The organism is Vibrio ponticus (assembly GCF_009938225.1).
Lineage (GTDB): Bacteria > Pseudomonadota > Gammaproteobacteria > Enterobacterales > Vibrionaceae > Vibrio > Vibrio ponticus.
The window spans coordinates 565692-578688 of sequence record NZ_AP019658.1; the positions used below are offsets into that span (position 1 = coordinate 565692).

A 12997-nucleotide genomic window follows, 5' to 3' on the forward strand; every position below is an offset into this window, starting at 1 on the left:
AGGGAGTAGCCATGGGGAAGTTTCAACGCCTAGTTATAGGAAGCGTATTCACGCTTGTTAGTACAACCGCGCTTTCAGCCGTGATCGAAAGTACCTCTTTAGTCGGTTTTGGCGAAGCCAAGTATCCAGACACTTTTACTCATTTTGACTATGTAAACCCTGATGCGCCAAAGTTTGGCAAGATCACCTATGGGGTTGTCGGTACGTACGATAACTTCAACCGCTTTGCTTCTCGCGGTGTTGCGGCTCGTGGCTCTGGTGAGCTCTACGATACGCTGATGTTTAGCCCGAGTGATGAAATTGATGCATTCTATCCTTTGATTGCACAGAAGGTTCGCTACTCAGACGATTTCACTTGGATGGAAATCGACATCAACCCCAAAGCGCGTTTCCATGATGGTCAGCCGATTACCGCACACGACGTGGCGTTTAGCTTTGATAAGTTTATGACTGAAGGGGTACCTCAATACCGCGTTTACTACGAAGACATTAAGTCAGTAACGGCAAAAAGTGACTTGTTAGTGCGAGTTGAGATGGCGAAACCAAACCGTGAGAAGCTGTTCAGCTTTGCTCAATCAACCCGCGTGTTACCCAAGCATTTTTGGCAAGATAAAAACTTCTCCGAGCCACTTTCCGAGCCACCAGTTGGCAGTTCTGCTTACAAAGTCAGTGACTACAAAGTAGGGCAAAGCGTGACTTATTCGCTCGTTGAAGATTACTGGGCTAAAGATTTGCCTGTGAATGTCGGTCGCTACAACTTTGAACAAACCCAATATGATTACTACCGCGATGATACGGTAATGCTTGAAGCGTTTAAGGCGGGCGAGTTTGATTTTCGCTTGGAAACGTCAGCCAAGTTTTGGGCTAACTCATATACAGGACAGAACTTCGATAAAGGTTTTATCGTTAAACAAGAGATCCCTCATCAGAAGCCGGAGTCTACCCAAGCGTTTGTATTTAACACCCAGCGTGAATTTTTCAAAGATCCAAAAGTGCGTGAAGCGATTAACTACGCGATGGACTTTGAATGGATGAACGCCAACATGTTCTATGGTCAGTATTCTCGTACTCGTAGCTTCTTCCAAAATACAGATTATGAAGCAAGCGGTTTACCTTCTGAAGAAGAAGTGAAGATACTGACGCCGTTTAAACAGCAAATTCCACCGCGCGTATTTACTCAGGAGTATCAACCACCGGTTACTGATGGTTCAGGGCGCATTCGTTCTCAAATGCGTACCGCATTTAAGTTGCTTAAAGAAGCGGGTTGGGAGCTGCGCAACAAAGTGATGACTAATGTCGAAACCGGTCAACCTTTGGCATTCGAGTTCTTGGTGTATAGTCCAACCACAGAGCGTATTGCGATCCCATTGCAAAAGAACCTCAAACGTATGGGGATCGATATGAAGATCCGTACGGTCGATACCACCCAATACATAAAACGCTTGCGTGACCGCGATTTTGATATGTTGTCGTCGCCATATTCGGCTAATCCGTACCCGAGTCCAAACTTGATGATCATTTGGAACTCGAACTACATGGATTCAACCTACAACACGGCGGGCGTCAACGACCCAGTTGTGGATGCGCTTACCGAAGAGATAGTCAAAAACCAGCAACATCCAGATAAGTTATTGCCACTTGGTCGCGCGTTAGACCGAGTTCTACAGTGGAATTTCTACATTATTCCTCAGTGGCACATCAGTACGTATCGCGTCGCGATGTGGGATAAATTTGAGCGTCCTGATGTGATGCCAAAATACGATTTAGGGATTGATACTTGGTGGATATCACAAGATAAAAGCCAACTTCTACCAGAAAAACGCCGTTAAAGAGGGATAAATGGCTGCCTATATTTTTCGACGCTTGTTGTTGGTGATCCCTACGCTGTGGGCGATCATCACCATCAACTTCTTTATCATCCAAATCGCACCGGGTGGACCGGTGGAGCAGGCGATCGCACAGATTGAAGGTCAATCTTCAGGCATTATGGAGCGTTTTGCTGGTGGCGGTACGGAAGTTGAACTCGATATTTCTAATGAAGCGACAGCGACGGGTTATAAAGGCTCGCGTGGCCTTGACCCAGAAGTCGTTGAAGAGATCAAAAAGCAATTTGGTTTTGATAAGCCGCTGCATGAACGCTATTTCGACATGTTGAAAAACTACGCCACGTTTAATTTTGGTGAGAGTTTGTTCAAAGGTGGCAATGTCATCGATTTGATTGTCGAGCGTTTACCAGTGTCGATATCGCTAGGTTTGTGGAGTACGTTGATTATCTATCTGATATCTATTCCGCTTGGGATCATGAAGGCGATACACCACGGGTCGCGTTTTGATATCTGGTCGAGTGCGCTGGTGATTGTTGGCTATGCCATTCCCGGTTTCTTATTTGCGATTATCCTAATCATTATCTTTGCGAGTGGTAACTATTTCAGTTGGTTCCCGCTGCGAGGGTTGGTTTCAAGTAACTTTGACCAATTGAGTTGGTATCAGCAGATCATTGACTACTTTTGGCATTTAGCTCTACCTATTTTAGCCATGGTAATCGGTGGCTTTGCCACGCTGAGTATGTTAACCAAAAACTCGTTTCTCGACGAGATTAACAAGCAGTATGTAGTGACTGCGCGTGCCAAAGGCTTAGATGAGCGTAGTATTTTGTATCGCCATGTGTTTCGTAACGCCATGTTGATCATCATCGCTGGTTTCCCGAGTGCGTTCATTAGTATCTTCTTTACCGGTTCGATGCTGATTGAGGTGATGTTCTCTCTTGAAGGGATTGGGTTACTTGGGTTTGAGTCGACGATTCAACGTGATTACCCAGTGGTATTTAGCTCCTTGTATATTATGACGTTATTGGGGTTAATCCTCAGTATCATCTCCGATTTGACCTATACCTGGGTCGATCCTCGCATTGATTTTGAGGCGCGCTAATGACTAAAAAGACTAAGATGCGCAATCCTCTTAATGAAGCGCGCTGGAATAGATTTAAAGCCAACAAGCGAGGTTTAATCTCGATGTGGGTGTTTGGTATTTTGTTTTTTTTAAGCCTTTTTGCTGAGTTTATTGCCAATGATAAGCCGCTATTAGTTCACTACGATCAGCAGTGGTATATGCCGATCTTTAATCAATATGCGGAAACCGAATTTGGTGGTGAATTTGAAAGTGAAGCTGACTATACCGATCCATATGTAATTGAACTGATTGAAGAGAACGGCAGTATTGTGTGGCCGTTAATTCGTTTTAGCTATGACACCATCAACTACAACGTGGTTGGCGCCGTGCCATCAGCACCGGATGGTGTAAACTGGCTGGGGACCGATGATAAAGGGCGCGATGTGCTGGCGCGAATCATTTATGGCTTTCGTATCTCGGTGATCTTTGGTTTTGTATTAACCATCATATCCAGCATTATCGGTGTTGCCGTCGGTGCGACCCAAGGTTACTACGGCGGTTGGCTTGATCTGTTTGGTCAGCGTTTTATCGAAGTATGGTCGGGTATGCCGACACTATTCCTATTGATTATTTTATCCAGTTTCGTTGAGCCGAATTTTTGGTGGCTACTCGGGATCATGGTGCTGTTTAGTTGGATGAGTTTGGTCGGTATTGTACGCGCAGAGTTTTTGCGTTGTCGTAACTTCGATTATGTCCGTGCAGCTCAAGCGATGGGCGTTAACGATAGCCGTATTATGCTGCGCCATATGTTACCCAATGCGATGGTCGCGTCATTAACCATGATGCCGTTTATTCTTTCCGGCTCGGTGACAACTTTAACGTCATTGGATTTCCTCGGTTTTGGCTTACCTACGGGCTCGCCATCACTTGGTGAGTTATTGGCACAAGGCAAGGCGAACTTGCAAGCGCCATGGCTTGGTATTTCAGCATTTGTGGTGTTGTCACTGATGTTGACTTTGCTGGTCTTTATCGGTGAAGCCGTGCGTGATGCGTTTGACCCACACCAACAAGGTAGATAATCATGAGTGAGAAAATATTATCGATTGATTCGCTATCGGTGGGTTTCGGTAGAGCGAATAAAGTTGAGCAAGTGACTTTTGATGTATCGCTTGATATCAAACGCGGTGAAACTTTGGCTTTGGTTGGTGAGAGTGGTTCTGGCAAGTCGGTTACTGCGAACTCAATTCTAAAGTTGTTACCTAAAGGTTCTTCGCATTACTTGAATGGGAAAATCCAATTCGACGGCATTGATATGTTGGCGTGTACTGAGCGCCAATTGCGCGGTATTCGTGGTGCACGTATCGGGATGATTTTCCAAGAGCCGATGGTGTCGCTCAATCCACTGCATAAAGTGGGCAAACAACTGGTTGAAATTGTTGGTATTCACCGCGGTATTCGCCAGGGTAAAGCAGAAAAGCTAGCCATTGAATGGTTAGCTAAAGTGGGGATCCGCCAACCTGAAGCGAAGATTAACGCTTACCCTCATGAACTATCGGGTGGCGAAAGGCAGCGCGTAATGATCGCCATGGCACTCATCAATGAGCCGGAGCTGTTGATTGCCGATGAGCCGACGACAGCACTCGATGTATCAGTGCAAGCTCAGATATTGGATCTACTTAAATCTTTGCAGCAAGAGTTGGGTATGGCGATGCTGTTTATTACTCACGATTTAAGCATTGTGCGCCGTATTGCGGACCGCGTCGCGGTGATGCGTGATGGACAACTACTCGAGGTTGGTGAGTGCCAGCAAGTCTTTACTCAGCCGAAACATCCATATACTCAGCAGCTTATTGATTCAGATCCGCGTGGTTTGCCAGTCGAAGTGGCTGACAATGCACCTTCACTACTTAGTGTCGAGCAACTTAGAGTCTGGTTCCCAATTACCGGTGGTTTATTTAAGCGTGTGGTGTCCCATGTTAAAGCGGTCACCAATATGGGCTTTGAACTGAAGCGCGGTCATTCAATCGGTTTGGTGGGTGAGAGTGGTTCAGGTAAATCCACTACCGGTATGGCAATCTTACGTTTGGTTGGCTCTGATGGCTCAATTAGTTATCAAGGGCAAGAACTGCAAGGGTTAGACCGTAAGGCGATGCTACCTTATCGCAGTAAGATGCAAGTGGTGTTTCAAGACCCATTTTCTGCGCTTAATCCGCGTATGTCTGTGGCGCAAGTCATTGGTGAGGGCTTGTATGTACACACAGAGATGAGTGAGCAGGAAATTGATGCTGCAATCGTGAAAGCGATGCAGGAAGTGGACTTAGATCCTGAAACACGTTTTCGTTATCCCAATGAGTTCTCTGGTGGGCAGCGCCAACGTATTGCGATTGCGCGCGCGCTGGTATTAAAGCCGGAGTTTATTCTGTTGGATGAGCCGACATCATCGCTTGACCGTACCGTTCAAGCGCAAATTTTAGAGTTGCTCAAGTCACTCCAAGCGAAGTATGGCTTAACTTATCTGTTTATCAGTCATGATCTACACGTGGTGAAGTCGTTGTGCCATTACACTATCGTGATGCGTAACGGTGAGATCGTTGAGCAGGGGGAAACTCAGTCGTTGTTTACTCAGCCAAAACAGAGTTACACCCAAGAGCTGGTGGCACTGTCGTAGTTACATTTGAGTAATATAGCTCGCGCTGGCGACACACAGCGGTTTGCTAAACCAATAACCTTGAAGATAGTTCACGCCAATATCAGTGAATTGACGCTGCATATTGGCGTCTTCGATCCCTTCAATTACGATGTCTACTTGTTTAGAGTGGCATAGTCGGGTGATGAACTTTAAATACTCGAGAGTTGCCGGGTTTTTCAGTGCCTTCCAAGCCATGGCTTTGTCGACTTTTATCTGTTTAAGCGGCAGATCAAAGAAACTGTTGAGTGAACTGTAGCCAGAACCAAAGTCATCCAGAGAGAGCCTAAACCCAAACTTATTGAGCTGATTGAGTTGAGACACTGCGCTCTTGTTACCATCAAGAATAACCGTTTCGGTTAACTCTAAGACAATTTGTTGCGGGTCGATTTGATATTGCTCGGCAAGCTGCTTAGCTTGTTCTGGGAACTTACTATTGAGTAACTGTAATACTGAGACATTAATGTTCACTCGGATTTGCCGATTGTGGCGCTGTTGATATTGTTTGATAAACAAGCAAGCTTGATTAAACACCAGATAACCTAAATCAACAATCAGGCCTTTTTTTTCCGCTACGGGAATGAATTCATCCGGGAATAGTTGCCCAAGCTCAGGATCTTTCCAACGCACTAGTGCCTCGAAGCTAGCAATCTTGCATTTTGTCGCATCAATGATGGGTTGAAAACGGACGGTAAGTTTGTTGTTTTTGATCGCTTGTGCCAACTCTCGTTCGATGTAGAAATATCTATCGACATTTAGCAGCGTTTTATCGTGATAAATAGCGAGTTGGTTGTGATGTTTTTCTCGAGCAAACTGGCAAGTACGAGAGGCAACTTTAATAATATCTTCACTGCTTAATGCGCAGTTAAAGTTAGGGTAAATACCGACACTAATATCATTACCCCATAGAGAACCGTTGGCTTCAATTGAGCATTGGTAAGTCTCGAGGATTCGTTGTCCTAGTTGCTCAATTTCTGCAACCGAATAGTTACCAGAGACTAGGATGGCAAAATCATCGCTGCGTACCCGGTAAATATCGACAAACTCATCCGGTAGTTCACTCAGTGATGAGAGTAGATGAGCCATTAAATCACGCAGTGTCTGTGGACCGTAAACCGACAGGTAAGTGCGGATATCTTCGAGATGAATGTAGATCAAAGAATGTTCGAGCTTTTTGCCTAAACAGAGGGTGTCGATGTCCATGGCTAATTTTTGTGCATTAGCTAATCCCGAAGCACTGTCAAGAAATGCCGCTTGATGGACATAAGTTTCCATAAGTTTTGATTCGGAGATATCGCGATGACAACCAATTAAGAAACGTTCGCCATTGACCGTTTTGGTGATCGCTGTGCCTTCAATCCAGATAAACTGACCATCTCTGTTGCGCACGCGAAACTCTGAAGTGACAAGGCTATCTTCAGCGTTCATATGTACAACAATTTTTTGCTGTAGCTGAGTTCGATCGAATGGATGAATCTTGGCTAACCACTGCTCGATATCGATGTGACCGGTGTCTAGACCGAATTGGTGGTAAAAAGTCGGGTTATAGAAAAAGACTTGATCGTCGCGATTCATATAAAACAATCCATCACTCAATACATCAAAGACATACTTAAAATGATCATTCATAACTGAATCAAGCTGTTTACCCGATAAAGGATAACTCGTTTCTATTCGACGCACCGCGCTCCCCACAACGGTCTCATTGATACTGAGCTTGTTATTATGTTGGGTGTGAAGACTGCGTATGTTGTGTGTCATTTTCAAAACCTAATCCATTCTCTCATTTGCTATCAAGAGACTGGTTACTACTAATCCTTTAGGGTAGGTGTTTTACATGAATATTAACTAAGGCGCTATCATTGATTACTCCAATGAGATACTAATTGAACAATATTGGTTTAATTGCTGGAACAATGAGCGAGTTAGGTAGATGAAATAGCTTGAGACTATTGTAAATACAAGGCAGACTCGACGTTTTCCTTAAGAGATTAGAAGATGTCAGACTACAACCAACATGAAGAGTGGGAAGAGCAGGGCGAAGAGATTGAGATTGAAGCGATTGGTATTGATGTTTCCTCTCAGCCTATTGAACTGTACAAAGTTTTTAAAATTGCCAACTTAGTCGGTGGTGGTGGTGAAGCCAAACATCTAATTTCTGAAGGTTATGTTGCAGTAAATGGCGAGCTAGAAACTCGTAAGCGTCGTAAGATGTACGATGGTGATTTCTTCGAGTTTAACCAAGAATACTACGTAGTAGTTTGCGATGCGCCAGTCACTGAGCCTGAAATCGAAGCAGAAAAACCTGAACCGAAAGCAGCTAAACCGGCAAAGCAAAAGTCAGCAGAGAAAAAGGGCAAGCCGGCTAAAACAGCGAACAAGCAATCAAAGCCAGCAAAATCGAACAAAGCGGGCAAGGGCGTAAAATCCGCGAAAGCGCCAGCAGACAACAAGCCAAAGAAAAAGAATGAAAACGGTCGTGGTAGCATCGATTTCTTCTAATTCGGCGTTAGTCAATTCAAGTATTCAGAGAGGCACCAGCATATGGTGCCTTTTTTTGTCTAGCATCCTTATTGGGACAGACAAGCATCCTTATTGGAACAGACACGAATAGCCGCTAGTGAATCAGTTCGTTTGAACGCTATCGCGAGTTTCCTCGCGATTCCGTAAGCTTGCGCTTTAGCGCTAGCGTTCCCGCATCTGGAGCATCGCGTTCGCCCTTATAGGGACAGACGTGATTACCCAGTAGTGAGTCAGTACGTTTGATCGCTATCGCGAGTTCCCTCGCGATTCCGTGAGCTTGCGCGTTAGCGCGAGTGTTCCCGCATCCGGAGCATCGCGTTCCCATTTTTCGATAAGCAACTCAGCAATCTGGGACACTTTTTATCTTCCATAATTAGTAATACTAGCGCCATCTGTATTTGTGGAATGAATAGCTAGTGAACAAACCAATTAACCTTCGTACAATCGTATGGCTTAGTCCTACCAAAATTGCACTCACTTGGCTTATGGTACTGGCTGAAAATCTATTAATGATTTTATTACCCCTGTTTATCGGCTTTGCGATTGATGGCGTGCTGAGTAATAGCCTAAAGCCTTTGCTATATTTTGCTCTGATTATGTTTGCATTAGTGGTCGTTGCGGTTGTGCGTCGATTTTATGATACGCGAGTTTATGGTGGCATCAGAGTTAGGCTTGCCAAACGAGTAGAGCGTAACTTACGTAATGCTCCTGTGTCGGTTAAAGATGCGCGTTTAACTATGTCTCGTGAGCTGGTGGATTTCCTAGAAGATGATCTACCTAACTTGTTTACCTCGATTGTTCAGTTAGTTGCCGCGGTAATTATATTGGCAACTTTCCATATTAAACTGGCGTTGTGTGTCCTGAGCGCGGGTTTGGTGATGCTAGTCATTTATCTGTTTTTTCACCGGACATTTACGTCACTTAATGGCGCGCTAAATGACCAGTTGGAGCAGCAAGTACATGTGCTTAGTGGGCAGCCTTTCCCTGCAATTGCTTTGCACTTTGAACGTCTCAAGCGTTGCGAAATCAAATTGTCCGATACGGAAGCCCTAGTCTATGGGCTGATCTTTTTGGTTCTGTTTGCTGCCATTCTGACCAATTTGTGGATGGTCGGAAGCTTAATTGACCCAACGGTTGGGCAAGTTTTCTCCATTGTGACCTATTCCCTTGAGTTCGTTGAATCCGCAGTGATGTTGCCGCTGACTCTACAGACATTGGCAAGGTTGACGGAAATTAGCCAGAGGCTTAACCAACAAGGTGTTCAAATGGATGTCAAAGAGAGTGTGCATGAAGCATAGATTCAGATAAGTGGGGAGTGGTTATTTAGTGGTCAATGTTCTCAGCATCAATTCTAAGCATGACGAAGTTTTCTTTTCAGCTCGTTGATTTTATGTATTTAACAAGTGATAGTAGCTCTATTCATTCGTTGAGAGTGGCTCGTATGCCGGAACCTAAAAGTAGCGCATTTAATTTAGTGCCTGAATTGGCGCTAATCGAGCAATTGCCGCCTAATCTACAAAAACGCTTTAAGAAGGCGTTAAATACGATGCACAAAGAGCTGGCAGAGCAAAGTACGTGGCAAAAAGTGGCAGAGCAGAGTTCAATCTCGCGCTATCATTTCCACCGCCAGTTCAGTGATTTGTTTAATGAAACGCCGGGTCGCTACTTGAGTCGTGTTCGTCTGCAGATTGCACTGAACTTACTACTTAACGATGTACCTTGGAGTGTAATGGATATTGCTCACTATTGCGGGTTTTCATCCTCTCAGGCATTGGGTAAAGCTCTAAAACGCGAGCTGGGTGTGACTGCCAAGCAAGCACGCAAAATGGGTTATGAGTCTACACCCAATGAAACGGCTGCTCTTATTGCTAAGGTCGCTCATCCTGGGCGAGTACAAATATTGGAAGCAGAACTGGCTCAGTCAATGCCAATCGAGTTAAATTCTTACCCACTGCGGGGTGTAAAGAAGGTAGTGGTTGATGATCCTGATTGGGATACTGTGATTGAGATTTATGGCACTAAAACAAAGCGTATGCTTAGTGCAACACCGGTGGCACAACTTGATAAGTGCTGGCAACAGATCGAGACACTAATAGGCTATTGGCAGACAGACAGCTCTCTCTATGATCTTATTATCCCCGCCGGGCGATATCTGTGTGCTGAGGTATACCTTAATTCTGATGCTGCCTACATTGCTGCAATAGAAGCTTTGTTCTCAGCCGCTGAGAAGCAGCAGCTTACGGTAGATAATGATGGATTTCTTATAGAATTGGTGCGTGATTTTGAAATGGAGCCTAATGGTGGTTTAACGTTGTCGATTCAACTCCCCGTGTGTGATTTGTAAAACAACTATCATTGAATGTCGCACTTATTATCTGAAATCGGCAGTAAGCAAAATTACACCGTGTTAATTATTTTAGGGGCGTGCGAGATTACTTTTCAGAGTGGGTTAAGGCTAAGACTCTTAACTTATGTTCAGAGTCACACTGTGTCTTTTTAGGAAGGTGAGCTCATTCGAGTGGTGGGTAATGTAAGAGGGATTATGAGCAAAATTTATTTCATCTGCGGCTTTATTGGATCAGGGAAAACGACTTACTCGAAAGCGTTGGCAGACAAACAAGGTGCATTTCGTTTTTCTATTGATGAATGGATGATACCTTTGTTTGGTGAACATATGGAGCGTGACGTTTTCGAAAGCCGTTTAGCGACACTGCAAGATTTATTTAAAGAATCTGCATCGCAACTGTTATCGCTTGGGGTGCCGGTTATTTTTGATTTTGGTTTCTGGCGTAAAGCAGATCGTGATGCCGTTGTCGCTTGGGCGTCGCAATTGGGTATCGACAGTGAAGTGCATTATTTAGATGTTTCATTTAATACCTGTAAGCAAAGGGCGTTTACTCGCAATGCAGATCGAAATGGCAAGTCCTATGAAATGACCCCTGAAATGTTAGAGCTATTTTGGTCTTGGTTTGAAACTCCTGACTCAACTGAGCACGTTGTGTTGATTCAGCAATAAATGTCGGGAGTATTCACGTCTCCCGAAGTATCGCATTCTCCTTTAAAGCGACAGACACGATTACCCGCTAGTGAATGAGTTCGTTTGATCACCATCGCGAGCCCCTCGCGATTCCGTAAGCTTGCGCTTTGGCGCGAGCGTTCCCGCATCTCAATTCCACATTATTGTCTCTCGAAGCCCTGCTTGGTAGGGCGTTCCAAATTCTCAAGACTTACACATATTGTATGTCCCGCTTAAGACTTTGGCGTATTTCTCTACATTTGTACAAGCGGTCCAATTACTCTTTGCCTTGCCAAAGAGTAATCAGAAAGGCGTTTGATTTGCTGTTGTTGTCCGGACGGTTTTAGGTGTTCCCGACACCGAAAACCTAAAAAATCGTCCTGATTTTTTCCTAGGGAGTCGGTTCGTTCTAGTTGAAGCGCTAAGTTTTGGATTTATTGATTAGTTTTGTTGATCGCCATCGCGATTCCGTAAGCTTGCGCTTTAGCGCGAGCGTTCCCGCATCTCGATTCCATATTATTGTCTCTCGAAGCCCTGCATGGCAGGGCGTTCCAAATTCTCAAGACTTACACATATTGTATGTCCCGCTTAAGACTTTGGCGTATTTCTCAACATTTGTGCAAGTGGTCCAATTATTCTTTGCCTTGAGTAATCCATTGGCTTACTATTGAAGTATGCATACAATCGTCGAGTTGCCTGAATACAAGAAACGAGTCGAGAAACTCCTTTCAGATGGCGAGAACAAACAAATCATCAGTTATCTTGCTGAGCATCCGAAAGCAGGTGTGTTAATGCAAGGAACTGGTGGTGTTCGTAAGCTTCGATGGGCGCGAGAGAGTGGTGGAAAAAGTAGTGGTGTGCGAGTTATTTACTACTATCACAATGAAGACATACCACTGTTTCTGCTGTCACTCTTTGGCAAAAATGAAAAAGCCAACTTATCAAAAGCAGAATGTAATGTGCTGAGCAAGCTAACCAAAATACTTGCAGACAGTTATAGGAGGTAATTATGACTGACGCATTTAAAAGCATCCAACAGGGGTTAATGGAAGCGATTGAGTTTGCAGAAGGTCAAACTCAATCAGCTACCGTTCATAAGTTCGATTCTGTTGATGTTAAAGCTCTTCGGAATAATGTGGGAATGACTCAAGCAGAATTTGCCGCAACATTTGGTATTAGCCTCGGCACATTACGTCATTGGGAGCGTGGTGACAGAACCCCAAGAGGACCAGCACTCGTGTTGCTCAATGTTCTTGCTAAAGATCCGCAAGCAGTTATCCGAGCTCTGACATAATAAGCCTTACGATTTTTAGGCTTGCTCGTATCCCGATTCCATCTTTTCATTTCTCGAAGCCCTGCTTGGTAGGGCGTTCTAAATTCTCAAGACTTACACATATTGTATGTCCCGCTTAAGACTTTGGCGTATTTCTCTACATTTGTACAAGCGGTCCAATTACTCTTTGCCTTGCCAAAGAGTAATCAGAAAGGCGTCTGATTTGCTGTTGTTGTCCGGACGGTTTTAGGTGTTCCCGACACCGAAAACCTAAAAAATCGTCCTGATTTTTTCCTAGGGAGTCGGTTCGTTCTAGTTGAAGCGCTAAGTTTTGGATTTGTTGATTAGTTTTGTTGATCGCCATCGCGATTCCGTGAGCTTGCGCTTTGGCGCGAGCGTCCCCGCATCCAGAAGCACCGCGTACGCCCTTAGAGGGACAGACGTAATTAGATACTAGTGAATCAGTCCATTTGTTCACCATCGCGAGCCCCCTCGCGATTCCGTGAGCTCGTGCTTTAGCGCGAGCGTTCCCGCATCTCGATTCCATATTCTCGTTTCTCGAAGCTCATGCAAAAAGCATGAGCGTTCCACCAATTCTCTTTAACACCTC

General features: G+C 44.7%; 10 protein-coding genes and 1 pseudogene. 10 read left to right on the forward strand and 1 reads right to left on the reverse strand.

Annotation, left to right across the window (positions count from 1 at the left end; translation table 11 throughout):
- Positions 1 to 74: 74 nt before the first annotated feature.
- The 4 genes and pseudogenes from GZN30_RS16990 to GZN30_RS17005 form a co-directional block, all read left to right on the forward strand.
- Positions 75 to 1829: pseudogene (locus GZN30_RS16990) on the forward strand (extracellular solute-binding protein); the annotation flags it as partial.
- 10 nt (positions 1830 to 1839) lie between these two features.
- Positions 1840 to 2928 carry a microcin C ABC transporter permease YejB gene (locus GZN30_RS16995; RefSeq protein ID WP_075652360.1) on the forward strand — a complete coding sequence of 363 codons (1089 nt, stop codon included), beginning with the start codon at positions 1840 to 1842 and terminating at the stop codon, positions 2926 to 2928.
- Positions 2928 to 3968, forward strand: coding sequence for an ABC transporter permease (locus GZN30_RS17000; protein ID WP_075652359.1), 1041 nt, complete (start codon positions 2928 to 2930; stop codon positions 3966 to 3968). The genes GZN30_RS16995 and GZN30_RS17000 overlap by 1 nt, the downstream gene beginning before the upstream one ends.
- A 2-nt stretch (positions 3969 to 3970) precedes the next feature.
- Positions 3971 to 5557, forward strand: a complete 1587-nt coding sequence (locus tag GZN30_RS17005) for an ABC transporter ATP-binding protein (protein WP_075652358.1) — start codon at positions 3971 to 3973, stop codon at positions 5555 to 5557.
- Here GZN30_RS17005 and GZN30_RS17010 read toward each other — a convergent pair whose 3' ends face one another.
- Positions 5558 to 7336 carry a bifunctional diguanylate cyclase/phosphodiesterase gene (locus tag GZN30_RS17010; protein ID WP_075652357.1) on the reverse strand — a complete coding sequence of 593 codons (1779 nt, stop codon included), beginning with the start codon at positions 7334 to 7336 and terminating at the stop codon, positions 5558 to 5560.
- 237 nt (positions 7337 to 7573) lie between these two features.
- Between GZN30_RS17010 and GZN30_RS17015 the strand changes: the two genes are divergently transcribed.
- The 6 genes from GZN30_RS17015 to nadS all read left to right on the forward strand — a co-directional run bounded on the left by GZN30_RS17015 (position 7574) and on the right by nadS (position 12408).
- Complete coding sequence (locus GZN30_RS17015; RefSeq protein ID WP_075652356.1) at positions 7574 to 8077, forward strand: RNA-binding S4 domain-containing protein; 504 nt, start codon at positions 7574 to 7576, stop codon at positions 8075 to 8077.
- A 437-nt stretch (positions 8078 to 8514) separates the two neighbouring features.
- Positions 8515 to 9396 carry an ABC transporter six-transmembrane domain-containing protein gene (locus GZN30_RS17020; protein ID WP_075652355.1) on the forward strand — a complete coding sequence of 294 codons (882 nt, stop codon included), beginning with the start codon at positions 8515 to 8517 and terminating at the stop codon, positions 9394 to 9396.
- Between the two features lie 143 nt (positions 9397 to 9539).
- The gene (locus tag GZN30_RS17025; protein ID WP_075652417.1) at positions 9540 to 10442 is read left to right on the forward strand and encodes a helix-turn-helix domain-containing protein; all 903 of its coding nucleotides are present in this window, start codon (positions 9540 to 9542) and stop codon (positions 10440 to 10442) included.
- Between the two features lie 198 nt (positions 10443 to 10640).
- Positions 10641 to 11114, forward strand: a complete 474-nt coding sequence (locus GZN30_RS17030) for an AAA family ATPase (RefSeq protein ID WP_075652354.1) — start codon at positions 10641 to 10643, stop codon at positions 11112 to 11114.
- A gap of 674 nt (positions 11115 to 11788) precedes the next feature.
- On the forward strand, positions 11789 to 12121 hold the full coding sequence (locus GZN30_RS21390; protein ID WP_075651968.1) for a type II toxin-antitoxin system RelE/ParE family toxin: 333 nt from the start codon (positions 11789 to 11791) through the stop codon (positions 12119 to 12121).
- Between the two features lie 2 nt (positions 12122 to 12123).
- Positions 12124 to 12408: a NadS family protein gene (gene nadS / locus GZN30_RS17040; protein ID WP_075651970.1), complete on the forward strand. Its 285-nt coding sequence runs from the start codon at positions 12124 to 12126 to the stop codon at positions 12406 to 12408.
- Positions 12409 to 12997 lie beyond the last annotated feature (589 nt).